General features: G+C 72.1%; 14 protein-coding genes. 9 read left to right on the top strand and 5 right to left on the bottom strand.

The genetic code is table 11. The features are described from left to right. The first annotated feature begins 32 nt into the window (after nt 1–32). Genes J2Z30_RS26965 through J2Z30_RS26975 form a run of 3 tightly spaced genes read left to right on the top strand, consistent with a single transcriptional unit; the run spans nt 33 to nt 3,306 of the window. A complete protein-coding gene (locus J2Z30_RS26965) occupies nt 33–1,616 on the top strand; it encodes a 4-coumarate--CoA ligase family protein (RefSeq protein ID WP_044573722.1) in 1,584 nt (527 codons plus the stop codon). After that, entirely contained in the window at nt 1,613–2,596 is a 984-nt protein-coding gene (locus J2Z30_RS26970) for an enoyl-CoA hydratase family protein (protein WP_281062762.1), read from the top strand. The genes J2Z30_RS26965 and J2Z30_RS26970 overlap by 4 nt, the downstream gene beginning before the upstream one ends. Next, complete coding sequence (locus J2Z30_RS26975) at nt 2,593–3,306, top strand: TetR/AcrR family transcriptional regulator (RefSeq protein ID WP_245388474.1); 714 nt, start codon at nt 2,593–2,595, stop codon at nt 3,304–3,306. The genes J2Z30_RS26970 and J2Z30_RS26975 overlap by 4 nt, the downstream gene beginning before the upstream one ends. A gap of 31 nt (nt 3,307–3,337) precedes the next feature. Here the strand turns inward: J2Z30_RS26975 and J2Z30_RS26980 are convergent, their stop codons facing one another. Continuing rightward, entirely contained in the window at nt 3,338–4,441 is a 1,104-nt protein-coding gene (locus tag J2Z30_RS26980; protein ID WP_044573725.1) for a citrate synthase 2, read from the bottom strand. 353 nt (nt 4,442–4,794) lie between these two features. Between J2Z30_RS26980 and pdxH the strand changes: the two genes are divergently transcribed. Both pdxH and J2Z30_RS26990 read left to right on the top strand, forming a co-directional pair. After that, the gene (gene pdxH / locus J2Z30_RS26985; protein ID WP_245388475.1) at nt 4,795–5,493 is read left to right on the top strand and encodes a pyridoxamine 5'-phosphate oxidase; all 699 of its coding nucleotides are present in this window, start codon (nt 4,795–4,797) and stop codon (nt 5,491–5,493) included. A 633-nt stretch (nt 5,494–6,126) separates the two neighbouring features. Then, nucleotides 6,127–7,683 carry a PAS domain-containing protein gene (locus tag J2Z30_RS26990; protein WP_044581795.1) on the top strand — a complete coding sequence of 519 codons (1,557 nt, stop codon included), beginning with the start codon at nt 6,127–6,129 and terminating at the stop codon, nt 7,681–7,683. A gap of 94 nt (nt 7,684–7,777) precedes the next feature. Here the strand turns inward: J2Z30_RS26990 and J2Z30_RS26995 are convergent, their stop codons facing one another. After that, a complete protein-coding gene (locus J2Z30_RS26995; RefSeq protein ID WP_044573728.1) occupies nt 7,778–8,533 on the bottom strand; it encodes an SIS domain-containing protein in 756 nt (251 codons plus the stop codon). A gap of 152 nt (nt 8,534–8,685) precedes the next feature. Between J2Z30_RS26995 and J2Z30_RS27000 the strand changes: the two genes are divergently transcribed. Beyond that, on the top strand, nt 8,686–9,378 hold the full coding sequence (locus J2Z30_RS27000; RefSeq protein WP_044573731.1) for an iron-dependent transcriptional repressor DtxR: 693 nt from the start codon (nt 8,686–8,688) through the stop codon (nt 9,376–9,378). Nucleotides 9,379–10,102: 724 nt separating this feature from the next. Beyond that, the gene (locus J2Z30_RS27005) at nt 10,103–10,972 is read left to right on the top strand and encodes an alpha/beta fold hydrolase (protein ID WP_044573733.1); all 870 of its coding nucleotides are present in this window, start codon (nt 10,103–10,105) and stop codon (nt 10,970–10,972) included. A gap of 50 nt (nt 10,973–11,022) precedes the next feature. On the opposite strand, the gene J2Z30_RS27010 is transcribed toward J2Z30_RS27005, so the two are convergent. After that, nucleotides 11,023–11,484 carry a hypothetical protein gene (locus J2Z30_RS27010; protein ID WP_245388476.1) on the bottom strand — a complete coding sequence of 154 codons (462 nt, stop codon included), beginning with the start codon at nt 11,482–11,484 and terminating at the stop codon, nt 11,023–11,025. Nucleotides 11,485–11,802: 318 nt separating this feature from the next. Here J2Z30_RS27010 and J2Z30_RS27015 point away from each other — a divergent pair, with 318 nt between their 5' ends. Beyond that, nucleotides 11,803–12,990 (top strand): lactate 2-monooxygenase, encoded by a 1,188-nt coding sequence (locus tag J2Z30_RS27015; protein ID WP_044573737.1) that lies wholly within the window; start codon nt 11,803–11,805, stop codon nt 12,988–12,990. A 153-nt stretch (nt 12,991–13,143) separates the two neighbouring features. Then, on the top strand, nt 13,144–13,488 hold the full coding sequence (locus J2Z30_RS27020; RefSeq protein WP_078956818.1) for an SH3 domain-containing protein: 345 nt from the start codon (nt 13,144–13,146) through the stop codon (nt 13,486–13,488). Nucleotides 13,489–13,652: 164 nt separating this feature from the next. Here the strand turns inward: J2Z30_RS27020 and J2Z30_RS27025 are convergent, their stop codons facing one another. Together J2Z30_RS27025 and J2Z30_RS27030 are read right to left on the bottom strand one after the other, a co-directional pair. Beyond that, the gene (locus J2Z30_RS27025; RefSeq protein ID WP_044573740.1) at nt 13,653–15,356 is read right to left on the bottom strand and encodes a hypothetical protein; all 1,704 of its coding nucleotides are present in this window, start codon (nt 15,354–15,356) and stop codon (nt 13,653–13,655) included. After that, nucleotides 15,353–16,168, bottom strand: coding sequence for an ABC transporter ATP-binding protein (locus J2Z30_RS27030; RefSeq protein WP_044573743.1), 816 nt, complete (start codon nt 16,166–16,168; stop codon nt 15,353–15,355). Before J2Z30_RS27030 ends, J2Z30_RS27025 begins: the two co-directional genes overlap by 4 nt. Nucleotides 16,169–16,241 lie beyond the last annotated feature (73 nt).

Below are 16,241 nucleotides of genomic sequence, written 5' to 3' on the forward strand. Positions count from 1 at the left end.
AGGTAGGTCCATCAGAGCTGAGGGGAGCGGCCATGGTGCTGCGCAGCGAGTATCCCGATGTACCGCCCGTCGATCTGCCCATCCACGACGCCGTACTGGCCCGCGCGGCCGAGGAGTTCGGCGACCTGACCGCGCTGGTGGACGGTGTGACCGGGGCGGCCCTGAGCTATGCCGCGCTGGACCGCGCGACGCGCCGGATCGGGGCCGCGCTGGCCGAGGCGGGGGTGCGCAAAGGCGATGTGGTGGCCCTGCACAGCCCCAACTCGATCATGTACCCACCGGCGTTCTACGGCGCCACCCGCACCGGGGCCGCGGTCACTACGGTGCATCCGCTGGCCACGCCGGAGGAGTTCGCCAAGCAGCTCCGGGACGCGGCCGCGTCGTGGATCATCACCGTCTCGGCGCTGCTGGGTGTGGCCCGGCAGGCCGCCGAACGGGCGGGCGGAATACGGGAGATCTTCGTCTGTGACGAGGCGAGCGGCCATCGCTCGCTGCGCTCCATGCTGAGCGGCACCGCGCCCGAACCCGTGGTGGAGATCGACCCGGCCGAGGACATCGCCGTCCTGCCGTACTCCTCCGGCACCACCGGCACCCCCAAGGGGGTGATGCTCACCCACCGCAACGTGGCCACCAACCTCGCGCAGGTGGAGACGCTGGTGCCGAACCGGCCGGGGGAGCGGGTGCTGGCTGTTCTGCCGTTCTTCCACAGCTACGGCCTTACGGCGCTCATGAACGCACCACTCCGCAACGGCGGCACGGTGATCGTGCTGCCCCGCTTCGAACTCGACACCTTCCTCGCGGCGATCGAGAAGCACCGCGCCCAGGCGCTCTATGTGGCCCCGCCGATCGTGCTGGCGCTCGCCAAGCATCCGGCGGTGGACGGCCATGACCTGTCGTCGGTGCGGTATGTGCTGAGCGCGGCGGCCCCGCTGGACGCCCGGCTCGCGGAGGCGTGCGCCCAGCGGCTCGGTGTACCGCCGCTGCTCCAGGCGTTCGGGATGACGGAGCTGTCCCCGGGCTCCCATCTGGTGCCGCGCGACGCGAAGAACGCCCCGCCCGGGACCGTCGGAAAGCTGCTCCCCAGCACCGAGATGCGCATCGTGCACCCGGACAGCGGTGCGGACCTGGCCCTGGGCGAGGACGGCGAGATCGTCATCCGCGGACCGCAGGTGATGAAGGGCTATCTGGGCCGCCCCGAGGACACCGACGCGATGATCGACGCCGAGGGCTGGCTGCACACCGGCGACGTCGGACATGTGGACGCGGACGGCTGGCTGTACGTGGTGGACCGGGTGAAGGAGCTCATCAAGTACAAGGGCTATCAGGTCGCCCCGGCCGACCTGGAGGCCGTGCTGCTCGCCCATGAGGCCGTCGTCGACGCCGCCGTGATCGGGGTGACGGACGCGGCGGGCAATGAGATCCCCAAGGCATATGTGGTGCCCAGGCCCGGGACCCGGATCTCGGAGGACGACCTGATCGCGTACGTTGCCGGGCAGGTGGCCCCGTACAAGAAGGTGCGCCGTGTGGAGTTCACGGACGCCGTGCCGCGCTCGGCCACCGGCAAGATCCTCAGGCGTGAACTGCGCGCCAGGGAAAGGAGTTCGACCGCCCCATGACCGACGGCCCCACGACCGGCCCCACGGCCGACCGCCCGCTGACCGTAGGCCCTACCGCCGGGGAGCCGCCGACTGGAGGACCACCGGCCGGAGGCTCTACGACTGGAGGACCACCGACTGGAGGGCCCACCACGTCCGCGGCGCTTACGCCCCTCGTACGGGCCGCTTCCGCGCGCGGGATCACCACCCTCACCCTGGACTCGCCGCACAACCGCAACGCCCTCTCCTCGCGCCTGGTCGCCGAGTTGCGCGAGGCGCTGGCGGCGGCCGGACGGGACGACCGGGTGCGGGCGGTGCTGCTCACCCACACCGGCACCACCTTCTGCGCGGGCGCGGATCTGACCGAACCGCCCTCGGCGTCCGGGGCGTCCGGGCTGGTGGACCTGTTGCGGTCGATCGTGGAGCTGCCCAAGCCGGTGGTCGCCCGCGTCACCGGGCATGTACGGGCCGGTGGGCTCGGGCTGCTCGGGGCCTGCGACATCTCGGCGGCCGGGCGCGGCGCGAGCTTCGCCTTCACCGAGGCCCGGCTCGGCCTCGCCCCGGCCGTCATCTCGATGCCGCTGCTGCCCCGGCTGGACCGGCGCGCGGCGGCCCGCTACTACCTCACGGGTGAGCGGTTCGACGCCGCCGAGGCGGCCCGGATCGGGCTGGTGACGATCGCGGACCCGGAGGGGGACGCGGACGAGGCGCTGGCGCCGGTCCTCGACGGGCTGCGCCGGGGCTCCCCGCAGGGCCTGGCCGAGTCCAAGCGGCTGGTGACAGCCGACGTGCTGCGCGCCTTCGACCGGGACGGCGAGGCGCTCGCCGCGCTGTCGGCCCGTCTCTTCGCCTCCGAGGAGGCGCGTGAGGGCATGACGTCGTTCCTGGAGCGGCGCGACCCGGCGTGGGTGCGGCAGACGGCGGCCGACGCGGGGGCGATACCGGACGCGGGGGCGGCAGGGGACACGGCGGCCACGGGCTCCGCCGGGGCGTCCCGATGACCCCCCGTACGGCATTGCGCGACCCCAAGCAGGACCGCAGCCGCGCCACCCGTAGGCGGCTGCTGGAAGCCGCCGTGGCCTGCCTCGCCGAGCGCGGCTGGGCCGGTTCCACGGTCGCGGTGGTCGCCGAGCGGGCCGGGGTGTCGCGGGGCGCGGCCCAGCACCACTTCCCGACCCGCGAGGACCTCTTCACGGCCGCCGTCGAGCATGTCGCCGAGGAGCGCTCGGCGGAGCTGCGCGCCCTCCCCGCCCCGTACGGGGAGGGCCGCGTCCCCGCGGTGGTCGAGGCGCTGGTCACCCTCTACACCGGCCCGCTCTTCCGGGCCGCACTCCAGCTGTGGGTGGCGGCCTCGTACGAGGAGCAGTTGGGCGCCCGGGTGACCGCCCTGGAGGCGAAGATCGGCCGGGAGACGCATCGGATGGCGGTGGAGCTGCTGGGTGCCGACGAGTCGGTGCCGGGCGTCCGGGAGGCTGTCCAGGGGCTGCTCGACATGGGACGGGGCCTCGGCCTGGCCAATCTGCTGACGGACGACGGCCACCGCCGGGAGCGGGTGGTGACCCAGTGGTCGCGGATCCTGGAGGGGATCCTGACCCCGAAGGATCCGGACGACCACCCGGTCGGCGACAGCCCCGCCGACGACAGCCCTGCCAACGACCGCCCCGCCGACGACCATCCGGCCCACGACCGCCCCGCCCCGGCCGCCTCCTGACCGACCGCCTCCTGACCGACCGCGAGCTGACCTACCGCGAGGCGGTGTCCCCGTAGCCGTCGACCTCGTGCGGGCTGCGCGTGCCGGGGCCGATGTACCGGGCCGACGGGCGCACCAGACGGCCGGTCCGCTTCTGCTCCAGGATGTGCGCGCTCCAGCCCGCGGTACGGGCGCAGGTGAACATCGAGGTGAACATGGGCGCCGGGACCTCGGCGAAGTCCAGCACGATGGCCGCCCAGAACTCCACGTTCGTCGCCAGCACCCGGTCCGGCCTGCGGTTGTGCAGCTCGTCGAGGGCGGCCCGCTCCAGTGCCTCGGCGACCTCGAAGCGCGGTGCGCCCAGCTCCTTGGCGGTGCGCCGCAGCACCCGCGCCCGCGGGTCCTCGGCGCGGTAGACCCGGTGGCCGAAGCCCATCAGCCGCTCGCCCCGGTCCAGGGCCTGCTTGACGTAGCGGGTGGCGTCCCCGGTGCGCTCGATCTCCTCGATCATGCCGAGCACCCGGGAGGGCGCGCCGCCGTGCAGCGGCCCCGACATGGCGCCCACCGCGCCGGAGAGCGCGGCGGCCACATCGGCGCCGGTGGAGGCGACGACGCGGGCGGTGAAGGTGGAGGCGTTCATGCCGTGCTCGGCCGCCGAGGTCCAGTACGCGTCGACGGCGGCCACGTGCTTGGGGTCCGGCTCACCGCGCCAGCGCCGCATGAAGCGCTCCACGATGGTTCCGGCCTTGTCGATCTCCCGCTGCGGCACCATCGGCCTCCCCTGGCCACGGGCCGACTGGGCCACGTAGGACAGGGCCATCACCGCCGCGCGCGCCAGGTCCTCACGGGCCTGCTCCTCGTCGATGTCCAGCAGCGGTTTGAGGCCCCAGACGGGCGCGAGCATGGCCAGCGCGGACTGCACATCGACCCGGACGTCCCCGGAGTGGACCGGGATGGGGAACGGCTCGGCGGCCGGCAGCCCCGGGTTGAAGGCGCCGTCGACCAGCAGACCCCAGACGTTCCCGAAGGAGACATGGCCCACCAGGTCCTCGATGTCCACGCCTCGGTAGCGGAGCGCGCCGCCCTCCTTGTCGGGTTCGGCGATCTCCGTCTCGAACGCGACGACTCCTTCGAGTCCGGGTACGAAGTCGGACATCAGGCGGCTCCTCATTGCGGGACGACGGTCGGCGGCGGACGGTGCCGGAACGGTTACGCGGCCGCCTGACACGGCTCGCGGTCCGTACCGGTCACTCCGTGATGTGCCCCGTGCGGGTGGTGGTCACCCAACCGCGGCGGGGAGTGACCTCCGGGACACGGGGGGTGGTGCCTGCCCAGGCGCCGAACAGGCGGCGCGTGGTTCGCTCAGTCTGGTATGTGCGCTGCCCATGGGGAAGCGTGAGAAGTGGCACATCCCCTCCGGATCGCCGGAGGGTTACGGGGTGCGGGGGTGGGGGAGGGAGAGCGCTCTTCCGGGGCCGCCCGTGCGACGGACCGATGATGTTGCAAGATATGCCCGTGCCTCACGTTGACTCGGAGCCCTCGGCTTCCTCCGCGCGTTCGTACGACCCGGCCGCCATGCGCGAGCACTATCGAGCGGCCGGCTTCGACGAGGCGGACCTGGCGGGTGATCCGTTCCGGCAGTTCACCCGGTGGTTCGAGGACGCCGTCGGCAGTGGGCTGTTCGAGCCGAATGCCATGGTCGTCTCGACGGCCGACGCGCAGGGCCGCCCCAGTTCCCGCACGGTCCTGATGAAGAGCTTCGACGAGCGCGGCTTCGTCTTCTACACCAACTACGGCTCCCGCAAGGGCCGTGAGCTGGGCGAGAACCCGCATGTCGCGCTGCTCTTCCCCTGGCACCCCATCGCCCGGCAGGTGATCGTGACGGGCACCGCGCGGCGCACCGGCCGTGACGAGACGGCGGCGTACTTCCGCACCCGGCCGCACGGCTCGCAGCTGGGGGCGTGGGCGAGCTCGCAGTCCACGGTGGTGGGCTCGCGGGAGGAGCTGGACCGCTCGTACGAGGAGCTGGCGGACCGCTATCCGCCCGGCGAGCAGGTGCCGGTGCCGCCGGAGTGGGGCGGGTTCCGGGTGGTGCCGGAGGCGGTGGAGTTCTGGCAGGGCCGGGAGAACCGGCTGCACGACCGGCTGCGGTACGTCCGGCTGCCGGAGGAGAAGGGCGGCTGGCGGGTGGAGCGGCTGTACCCGTAGTGGGGCGGCTGGCGCCCGTAAGGGGGCGGCTGTGCCCGTATGGGGCGCCGAGGCTGTAGGGGCGCTGCGTCCGTAAGGGGAGCGCCGAGGCCGTAAGGGCGCTGTGCCAGTAAGGGGGCGCGCCGAGGCCGTACGGTCGCTGCGTCCGTAAGGGGGTGCCGACGGCCGTAAGGGCCTCGTGGCGGGGCCGCCTCGTTCTCGGGGCTCGACCTGAGAACGCCCTGAGAAATCGCTGAGAACCGCTGAGAACGCCCTGAGAACGCAGACGACCCGCGGGTCTGTTCCCCTGACGCCCTGAGGCGGAAGGGGGCCGGTCGGACGTACCGGCGACCCGCGGGTCGGGTGACTGCTTGGGATTGGCCGGCTGCGCACCTCTGGTGCGCCGGTCCGGCGAATGCGCTGAGCGCGACGACGGACTGCTAGCCCGCAGTCACCTCACGCGTCCGGATTTCATACATCTGCCGAACCACCTCCCTTCTCGTGTACCGACAGACTAAGAACCCCCTCCTGCCACACACAAGCGAATTTCCGTGAGGCAACGATTTCGACGAATGCGGTGTGGCGCGCGTCACGTTCGAGTTCAATGTCCGACGTGCCCCACCACAGACAGCCACGTCCAGCAAGGGGTGTCAGGTGAGCGCTTCACAACGTTCCGAACCCGCACGTCCAGCGCGTTCCGCCCGGTCCTCGCGGGGGGTCCCGGGACAGCCGGGCGCGGCTCCGTCGCCGTCCGGCCGCCCCGACTGTCCGGACGGCCCCGAGCGGCCCGACTCCGAACTGCTCGCCGCGCTGCTCGACGGGATGGACGCCGCCCTGTGCGCGTTCGACGCCGACGGCACGGTGACCCACTGGAACCACGAGGCCGAGCGCATCCTCGGGTGGACGGCGGCGGAGGCGGTCGGCCGCAAGGGGCTGGGCGGCTGGGCGGCCCGCCCGGGGGACGCCCGGGACGTCGAGGCGCGCCTTACGGAGGCCATGGGCGCCGCGGGGCGCAAGGTGCACGAGTTCGCGCTGCTGACCAAGGACGGCGGCCGGGTCCTGGTCCGTACGCAGTCCTCGGGGGTGCCGGGCGCGGACGGCCGCCCGGCCGGGGTGTACTGCGCCTTCAGCGAGGTGCACGCCCAGGTCGACCTGGAGCGGTCGATCGCGCTGAGCGAGGCGCTGCTGGACGACGCGTCCTGGAACGTGGTCCTGGTCGACGCGGATCTGCGGGTGGCCGTCGTCAACGCCAACGCGGCGAGCGCGCTGCGCACCGCCCGTAAGGCCGCGCCCGGACGGCCGCTGGGCGACTTCCTGGACCAGGGCGTGGAGGAGGCGGAGGCCGCGCTCCAGCACGTCCTGGCGGAGGGCGTGCCCCCGGCGCCCACCGAGCTGTGGGTGACGCTGCGGGACGCCGACGCCGACGCGGCGGACGGCCTCGAGGGCGCGGAGGGCGTGCGCTACGAACTGCTCGACGATGACGAGGCGGTGCGCGGCGAGGGCGGCGACCGGGGCGAGGCCGGGGCGGCGACGCGGCGCCGCTGCTGGCGCAGCGGCTTCCTGCGGCTGGCCTCACCGCTCACCGAGGAACCGGCGCCGCTCGGAGTGGCCTGGATCTTCCAGGACGTGACGGAGGTGAAGGGCCAGGAGCAGGAGAGCGCCCGGATGCGCTTCCGGGGCAACCAGCTGCACCGGGCGGCGCGGGCGGCGGCCGAATGCGAGGACTCGATGGAGGCCGCCTCGGTCCACCTGGACTTCGCGCTGGCGGGCTTCGCCGACCACGCCCTGATCGATCTGGTCCTGGACCCGCCGCCGGGCGCCCCGGCCGACCGGATCCGGCTGGTCCGGGCGGCGGCCACGCCCACCGGCGCCCCCGGCCCCTGCCCGCCCGTCGTCCCGGGCGGCATCCCGCTGGCCTACCCGGAGGGCCATCCGGCGCTCCAGGCGGTCGAGCGCTGCGGTTCGGTACGGGCGAGCGCGAGACGCTCGGACGAGTCGGGGGCGGCCCAGTGGGCCGCGGTCCGCAAATGGCCGGAGGGCGCGGTGCACGGCCTGTGCGCGGTGCTGCGCAGCCGCGGCCGCACCCTCGGCGTGGTCACCTTTCTGCGCACCTCCAGCCGCCGGGCCTTCGACCGGACGGACGCGACGTACGCGGAGGACGTCGCGGCCCGGGTCGCGGCCTCGGTGGACCTGGCCGTACGCGGGCGCTGACGCCGTGCTGGGCAGCGCTGGCGCCGGACCTGGAACCGGTGCGCGCCCGGCGCCCGCGGGGGGCGCCGGTCGGCGGATCACATGCGGCGGACCGTCACCGGCGGTAGAAGATCCGGTCCCCGTACTCGGTCATCACCTTACGGTTCCACTCGTGGCCGCCGTCCACGTTCCCCGACCTCAACATGGGCGGCTCGATCCCACGCTCGGCCAGTTCCCCGATCCCGGCCGCCACCATGGACTGCATGATCGCGCTCGTCACGACGGTGGACGCGGGCGCGAAGGGCGCGCCGACGCCGGCCGCCGTGAGCTCCGCGTCCCCGACCGCGATCTTGTTGTCGACGACCAGGTCGCAGTGGTCCTTGAGGAAGCCACCGGAAGGGTTGCGCGAGGTCGTGCCGGTCGCGTAGCCGACCGAGGTCACCCCGATCACCTTGACGCCGCGTTCCCGCGCGCTCATGGCCATCTCCACGGGCAGGGCGTTGCGCCCGGACAGCGAGATCACGATCAGCAGGTCCCCGGCCTGGAGCGGGCTGCTGTCGAGGACGGTAGTGGCGAGCCCGTCGACGCGTTCGAGCGCGCTGCCCAGGGTGGCGGGGACGACGTCCACGCCCACCGCCCCCGGCACCGGCAGCAGGTTCATCAGCGCGAGCCCGCCCGCGCGGTAGACGACGTCCTGCGCGGGCAGGGAGGAGTGCCCGGCGCCGAACGTGAAGAGGCGGCCGCCCGCGGCGACCGTATCGGCGATCAGGGTGCCCGCCGCGGCGATATGCTCGCCCTCCTCGTCCCGCACCTGCCGCAGCAGGCCGATGGCCGCGTCGAAGAATTGCCCGGCCGGTTTGGACTCGCTCATCAACGCGTCGCCTTCCCTGTGGGGGGTTTCGATCATGACGCTGTGAATAGCAGCCCGGTCCCTTGCGGCGGAAGGGGCCGACTCGGCCCCGTTGTCGGTGGGATGCGTCAGAATTGGTTGAGGGCCACCGCACGACACTTCGAGGGGCACGCATGTCCGGACTGATCGACACCACGGAGATGTATCTCCGCACCATCCTCGAGCTCGAGGAGGAGGGCGTGGTCCCCATGCGCGCCCGGATCGCGGAGCGGCTCGAGCAGAGCGGTCCGACGGTCAGCCAGACGGTGGCGCGGATGGAGCGCGATGGGCTGGTCACGGTCGCGGGCGACCGCCATCTGGAGCTGACCGACGAGGGCCGTCGGCTGGCCACGCGCGTGATGCGCAAGCACCGGCTCGCGGAGTGCCTGCTCGTCGATGTGATCGGGCTGGAGTGGGAGCAGGTCCACGCCGAGGCGTGCCGCTGGGAGCATGTGATGAGCGAGGCGGTGGAGCGGCGGGTGCTGGAGCTGCTCCGCCATCCGACCGAGTCGCCGTACGGAAACCCGATTCCGGGCCTGGAGGAGCTGGGCGAGAAGGCCGAGGCCGATCCGTTCCTGGACGAGTCCATGGTGAGCCTGCGCGAGCTGGAGCCGGGCTCGGAGGGCAAGACGGTGGTGGTGCGCCGCATCGGCGAGCCCATCCAGGCCGACGCCCAGGTGATGTACACGCTGCGGCGGGCCGGGGTGCAGCCGGGCTCCGTGGTGAGCGTCACCGAGTCGGCGGGCGGGGTGCTGGTCGGCAGCAGTGGCGAGGCGGCGGAGCTGGAGGCGGAGATCGCCTCGCATGTCTTCGTGGCCAAGCGCTGACGCTCCCTGACCTCGCTTTCCAACAGCGCGCTGACCGGGCCTCCCCAACAGCGCGCTGACGGCGCCCTCCCAACAGTGCGCTGACGGCGCCCTCCCAACAGCGCGGTGACCGCCCTCCCCATACCGCGCTGACCGGGCCTCCCAATACCGCGCTGACCGCGCCTCCCAACGCCGCGCGAACACACCCCCGCACAACCTCCGGCGTCTCGACACGCTGACCGATACACCCGGTTCAAGTCATTCGGCCGTCACGACCTGCGACGACGGATTTTCCCGATACCGGAGTCAACGGAAACCGAGCGGGCCGGGCCGCCGCGTGCGACGCTGTCGCTGACGCTCGGATCGTCAGGGGAGGGGATCCGGTGGGCCCGATGGGCTGTGCCGCCGAGGGGGTGTTCTTGAGCGAGGGCCCCGGTGCCGTCAGGTGCCGGGGCCTCGCTTCCCCATGTCCCCCCGGTGGGCCCCGGGTCGCATGGCCCGCGCGAACGCGGCCGGTGCGACCCGGGGCCCTGGTGACCCGGAGCCCCGAGCTCCCAGGGTCGTCCCCCGCGGACTCCCTTCCCCGAGCAGTCCGCCTCCCGCTAGCTGTCTCCCCAGGGCGCAGACGATCAATCCCCGAGCACGGTCACTCGAACGAGGGGTGTTGGACGGCAATGCCCCCGTGTTCGAATATGAGTTCGATACTGTGAGGGTGTTCGAGAGAGGGTTGGAGGTGCCAGACCACATGGTGCGACGTATCGAAGTGAGCGGGGCCGGCGGCGTGCGGCTCGCCGCCTGGGAGTTCACCGATCCGCCCAAGGCAGGCGCTGGCCGTGAGGGAGCGCGGGGCCCCGGAGTGCTGCTGCTCCATGGGCTGCTGGGCCGGGCCGCCCACTGGGCGGAGACGGCCCGCTGGCTCTCCACCCGCCATCGGGCGGTCGCCCTCGACCAGCGCGGCCATGGCCGCAGCGAGAAGCCGGCCGAGGGGCCGTTCGACCGCTCCACCTATGTGGACGACGCCGAGGCGGCCGTGGAGCAGCTCGGCCTCGCCCCCGTGACCCTGATCGGCCATGCCATGGGCGCCCTCACCGCCTGGCAGCTGGCCGCCCGCCGCCCCGATCTGGTCCGGGCGCTGGTCATCTGCGATATGCGGGCCTCGGCCCTCGGCGCCGCCTCGCAGCGCGAGTGGGCCGAGTGGTTCCGCTCCTGGCCGGTGCCGTTCGCGACGCTCGCCGATGTGCGCAAGTGGTTCGGTGAGGACGATCCGACGCTGGAGCGCCCGAATCCGCCCCGGGGCGACTTCTTCGCCGAGGTCATGGCCGAGCGCTCGGACGGCTGGCGCCCGGCGTTCTCCTGCCGCCAGATGCTGAAGGTCCGTGACACCTGGGTCCATGACGCCCATTGGGAGGAGCTCGCGCTGGTCGAGTGCCCCACCCTGGTCGTGCGCGGGCTGGACGGTGAGCTGGGCCGTGCGGAGGCGCAGGAGATGGTCCGCGTGCTGCCTCGCGGGCAGTATGCGGAGGTGGTGGACGCGGGCCATCTCGTGCACTACGACCAGCCGGACGGCTGGCGCCGCGCCGTGGAGCCCTTCCTGGCCTCGGTCCTGCCCGTCTAGCCGCCCGGCGTGGCCCTTCGGCGCCCGACTTCAATGAGTCGGCGCCCCGTTCAGAACTTCCAGACGAACGGCTCGCCGCCGATCTCCGTCCACATGACCTCGACCGACCTCGCCCGCGAGGGAATCAGGAAGGTGTTGCAGAGCAGATGGCTCTGCCCGCTCCTCCAGTTCTTGATCTCATCCGAGTCCGCGCATCCCTTGGGCCGTCCGGCATCGCCGCCGGTGACCTTCGCCCCCCGCCGCCCGTCCGCGTACACCTCCGCGTAGTCCCCGACCCGCGGATACTCCTTCATCGTGGCCCCGCGCAGATGGGTGTACTTCACATAGGCCACCGCGGGCACCTTGCCCTCGGCGTCCGCCGGGTTCGACACCAGCGCCTTCGCCTCGGCCGCCGTGCCGATGTCGACCTTCTGTGCCGCGATCCGATAGGTGGGCTCGACCCCGGTGTCCTCCTTGAACGCACGCGTGGCGGCCTGGCCCGGCTGGAGCGGCGGCTCACCGTCCGATCGCATACCGACCTTCTGCGCACCGCCCTGGTGACCATCGGTGACACCCGAGCGGGAAGCGTGCCGTGCGTTCTCGGATGTATCGCCCTTTTCACCGAATGGTCCGCACGCGGTCAGGGCGAGAGCCAGTACGGCAACGGGCGCGCAGGCACGCAGCCACGTTGACTTGGTCAGCGGCAAGTGGAACTCCAATGCGGGAACGTGGCCTCATCGCGTTCCGGTGTGATCCCTTGAACGCGATCGACGGTTCGCCGATCCTACGAGTCGTCTACTCCCTTACAACAATGGGAAATTGACCAGTAATGGACAGGTGAAGGGAAGCACATGATCGGTGGCGACAGCACGGAACCGAAACCCGGCAAGGACTGGGCGGCATTTCAGTACGAGATCTATCTGAACGGGATGACCGGCGCCGTTCCCCGGCTTCCCGCCGATCTCACCCGGCTCGAGGAGCTGGCCGAGGCGCGGCTGGGGCCGGGGCCGGTGGGCTATGTGGCGGGCAGCGCGGGCAGCGGCGGCACCGAGCGGGCCAACCGGGCGGCGCTGGACCGGCATCGGATAGTGCCCCGGATGCTCCGTGACGTACGGCGGCGGAATCTCTCGGTCGAGCTGTTCGGCACCCGGCTGCCCGCGCCGCTCGCGCTCGCACCGATCGGGGTGCTGTCGATCATGCACCCGGAGGCGGAGTGCGCGGCGGCGCGGGCAGCCGCGGCGCAGGGCGTGCCGTTCATCCTCTCCTCCGCGTCCAGTACGCCCATGGAGCGGGTGGCGGAGACGATGGGCGACGGTGAGCGGTGGTTCCAGCTCTACTGGGGCAAGGACCGCGAGGTCACCAGGAGCTTTCTGAGCCGGGCCAAGTCCTGTGGTTTCACGGCCCTGGTGGTCACCCTCGACACCCCGTTGCTGGCCTGGCGGCCGCGCGATCTCGACCAGGCGTATCTGCCGTTCCTGCACGGTGTGGGCACCGCCAACTACTTCACCGATCCGGCGTTCCAGGCCGGGCTCGCCAAGCCGGTCCACGAGGACCGGGACGCCGCGGTACTCCACTTTGTGCAGCTGTTCGGCGACCCCGGGAAGACCTGGGAGGACCTGGTGTTCCTGCGCGAGCACTGGGACGGCCCGATCGTGCTGAAGGGCGTGCTGCACCCCGACGACGCCCGGCGCGCGGCGGACTCGGGGATGGACGGCGTCGTCGTGTCCAACCACGGCGGCCGCCAGGTGGGCGGCTCGATCGGGGCGGCCGACGCGCTGCCGGGGGTGGTGGAGGCGGTCGGCGACCGGCTGTCGGTGCTCTTCGACAGCGGAGTGCGCACCGGTGACGATGTGTTCAAGGCGCTCGCCCTCGGCGCCCGCGCGGTGCTGCTGGGGCGGCCGTACGCCTATGGGCTCGGACTGGACGGGCAGCCGGGGGTGGAGCATGTGATCCGCGCGCTGCTGGCCGAGTTCGAGCTGACGCTGGCGCTGTCGGGCCATACCGATGCCGCGGGGCTCACCCCGGAGGCGCTCGGCTGACAATTCCCTTCGGCTTTCAACTGGTCAGCCGCACCGGGCCGTCGGCGACTCGCCGAGGGGGCGTCGGGGTTTTACCGGGCCCTCAGCTTCCGGATTGACGGGTGCTACGCTCCTTGGCGCACAATGAATTAACTGATCATGGGGGGTGGTCGCGTGAAGATCAAACGTAAAGCCTCGATGGTCGTGCTCTCGGCGGCGCTGATGCTGGGCGGTTCCATCGCCCTGGCGCCAACGGCGTCGGCGGTGGGGTCATCGGCGTGTCAGTTCAATTCCCCGGATGTCAATTTCAAGGTCTCGACCAGTGGCGCCAGATTCCGCACCGGACCGGGAAAGCGGTACCGCGCTATAGGGACGCTTTACCGAGGGGATTCCTTCCGGTACTTCTGCCGCACCCGGGGCTTTGAGAACAGCTGGTCCTACGGAAAGATCCTCAAGCGGACCACGACCGGAATTCATGCCGGGACCAGAGGCTGGGTGTACAGCAAGTATCTCGACTAGCCGGAACGTTACGGCAGTTGGGTGCGCGGCAGTTGGGTGCGCGGGAGCTGGGCGTGCGGGAGTTGGGTGCGCGGTGGCCGGGCGCGGAGGCTTCGTACGACGGCAAGCGGCGGGGCCGGGGGTTCGCCCCCGGCCCCGTCGCCCGTGCCCATGCCCCCGGGTCGTCACCCCTTGCTGACCGCCGCCAGGATCTCCGGCAGCCGCGCCGCGACCCGCGGCGCCGCCACCCGCAGACCGGTCTCCGCGATGGCCGCGCCGTACACCGCGCCCAGTGGGAACACCACCCACAGCAAGCCGTGCGTCCCGGAGACATGCAGCCAGATCGTCAGGCCCAGCACCGGCGCGCAGAGTACGGAACCCACGATTATCCCGCCGAGGATGCTGATCCAGGCGATCCCCGCCTGCCCCGGGACGACGTTCTTGTAGCCGCTGTCCTGCGGAATGGAGTACGGGGCCAGTACCGAGGTCAGGGCGCCGGTCGCCAGCATCGAGCCGAGCAGCGCCAGGGCGATGCCGAGCGCCTCCGGGGCGGCCGACCAGTTCTTCAGGACCGCGGCGCAGCCGAGCACCGCCACCGCCACGTACGGTACGGCGACCAGGAGCAGCGCCAGCGCACGGCCCCGCAGCTCCAGATAGGCGTCGCGGGGCGAGGAGATCGTCTGGGCGACCATCCAGAAGGCGGAGGCGTCCTGGCCGAACTGGTTGTACATCAGCATGCCGAGCATCCCCGACGCCCAGCAGGCCCAGTAGATCGAGCCGTTGCCCTGGGCCGCGGTGATGAACGGGAGCAGCAGGCCGACGCCCAGCGAGGTGACCCATGCCGACTTGGTCTTCGGGTCCCGTACGGCATAGCGCAGCGTGCGCAGCAGCACCGTGCCGGTGCGGCCGGAGGGCAGCAGCCGGGCGAACGGGCCCGAGGCGTCCGGGGTGTTCGAGGCATCCGGGGTGTCGGCCGCGCCGGAGGACCGCCGCTCGCGCGGTGCCGCCGCCTGGATCGTGGAGGCGTCCGGCGTGGTCATCAGATGGGTGAGGGTGCCCCGCCACCACCACATCAGCAGCGCCAACGCCGCGACGGTGAGCGCGAACTGGGCAGCGGCGACCCCGTAGGCGCCGTCGCTCACGCCCTGGACGGCGTCCACAGCTGCCGCGGGCGGCACCCAGCGCAGCACCGCGGCGGCCGGTTCCAGCACGGACAGGCCGTTCTTACCGCCGAGCTGCTGGGCCCCGAGGTTCACGAACTGCGCGCCGATCGCCACGAACAGACCGCTGAGCACGGCCATGTCGCGGCCCTTACGGCTGGTGAGGAGGCGGGTGTTGGCCGTGGCGACGGCGCGGGCCAGCGCCACGCACACCAGCACCGTCAGCACCACGGCCACGACGCCCGCCACCGCGGCGGCCGCCCCGTGCGCGACGGCGATCGCCGAACCGGCCACCAGGGTCAGGGTGAACAGCGGGCCGATGCCGATCAGCGAGGACACCAGCAGCGCGGTGATCAGCGAGCGCGGCCGCAGCGGCAGCATCACCAGCCGGGTCGGGTCGAGGGTCTCGTCGCCGCCGGGGAAGAACAGGGGCATCACCGCCCAGCCGAGGGCGAGCACCGCCGTCAGCAGCGTGACCAGCGCGTCGGCGTGGTTCGTACCGCGCAGCAGCACCAGGCCGAGCAGCTGCAACACGGCGAACAGCATGGTCATCACCAGCGAGGTGATGTACGCGGCCCGCCGGCCGCTGGACTGGCGCAGCCCGTTGCGCAGCAGCGCCAGCTTCAGGGAGACGAAGACGGGGGTGGGGGAGCCGGTGGGGACGGCGGGCGGTGCGGGAGCCGCGCTGCCGAGCGGGCCCTTGGCGTCGAGCGGGTCGGTGAGCGTCATCGGGCGCCGCCGCCCAGCCAGTCGAGGCTCTGGCCCGCCTGGCTCCGGTTGGCGCCGACCAGTTCCAGGAAGGCGTCCTGCAGGGAGGGCGCGTCGCCCCGCACCTCGGCCAGTGGGCCATGGGCCCGGATCCGCCCGCTCGCGATCACCGCCACCCAGTCGCACAGCGACTCCACCAGCTCCATGACATGGCTGGAGAAGACTACGGTCGCGCCGGAGCGGGTGTAGCGCTCCAGGACGCCGCGGATGGTCTGGGCGGAGACCGGGTCGACGCCCTCGAAGGGCTCGTCGAGGAAGAGGACTTCGGGGTTGTGGAGCAGCGCGGCGGCCAGTCCGATCTTCTTCCGCATACCGGTGGAGTAGTCGATGACCAGTTTGCTCTGGGAGCCCGCGAGATCGAGGACGTCCAGCAGCTGGGTGGCGCGCCGGTCTACCTCCGCGCCCGGCAGCCCGCGCAGCCGCCCGGTGTAGGTGAGCAGCTCCCGGCCGGAGAGCCGCTCGAACATCCGCAGCCCCTCGGGCAGCACCCCGATCCGCGACTTGACCTCGACCGGGTCCCGCCAGACGTCGTGGCCGCCGATCTCCACGGTCCCCTTGTCGGGGCGCAGCAGGCCGGTGATCATCGAAAGCGTGGTGGTCTTACCGGCGCCGTTGGGTCCGACGAGTCCGATGAACTGCCCGGCGGGCAGCTCCAGATCGATCCCGGCGACCGCTACCTGCTCCCCGTAACGCTTCCACAGGCCGCTCACCCGCACGGCGGCGGCCCGGGACGACTGTGGCTGGGTACTGTCTGCTGCTTGCTCCTGCGGCACCGGCTTACCCCGTTTTCCCGTGGGACGTGTCCCACTGACGTATCACGCGGGGGCCGGTCACGACGCCCCCGCC

Source organism: Streptomyces iranensis, from assembly GCF_017874715.1.
Taxonomy (GTDB): Bacteria; Actinomycetota; Actinomycetes; order Streptomycetales; family Streptomycetaceae; genus Streptomyces; species Streptomyces iranensis.

Bases quoted from the DNA above. Each gene is read 5' to 3' on its own strand.
- J2Z30_RS26965 (WP_044573722.1), top strand. From the start codon at position 33: ATGGTGCTGCGCAGCGAGTATCCCGATGTACCGCCCGTCGATCTGCCC.
- J2Z30_RS26970 (WP_281062762.1), top strand. From the start codon at position 1,613: ATGACCGACGGCCCCACGACCGGCCCCACGGCCGACCGCCCGCTGACC.
- J2Z30_RS26975 (WP_245388474.1), top strand. From the start codon at position 2,593: ATGACCCCCCGTACGGCATTGCGCGACCCCAAGCAGGACCGCAGCCGC.
- J2Z30_RS26980 (WP_044573725.1), bottom strand. From the start codon at position 4,441: ATGTCCGACTTCGTACCCGGACTCGAAGGAGTCGTCGCGTTCGAGACG.
- pdxH (WP_245388475.1), top strand. From the start codon at position 4,795: ATGCCCGTGCCTCACGTTGACTCGGAGCCCTCGGCTTCCTCCGCGCGT.
- J2Z30_RS26995 (WP_044573728.1), bottom strand. From the start codon at position 8,533: ATGAGCGAGTCCAAACCGGCCGGGCAATTCTTCGACGCGGCCATCGGC.
- J2Z30_RS27000 (WP_044573731.1), top strand. From the start codon at position 8,686: ATGTCCGGACTGATCGACACCACGGAGATGTATCTCCGCACCATCCTC.
- J2Z30_RS27005 (WP_044573733.1), top strand. From the start codon at position 10,103: ATGGTGCGACGTATCGAAGTGAGCGGGGCCGGCGGCGTGCGGCTCGCC.
- J2Z30_RS27010 (WP_245388476.1), bottom strand. From the start codon at position 11,484: ATGCGATCGGACGGTGAGCCGCCGCTCCAGCCGGGCCAGGCCGCCACG.
- J2Z30_RS27015 (WP_044573737.1), top strand. From the start codon at position 11,803: ATGATCGGTGGCGACAGCACGGAACCGAAACCCGGCAAGGACTGGGCG.
- J2Z30_RS27025 (WP_044573740.1), bottom strand. From the start codon at position 15,356: ATGACGCTCACCGACCCGCTCGACGCCAAGGGCCCGCTCGGCAGCGCG.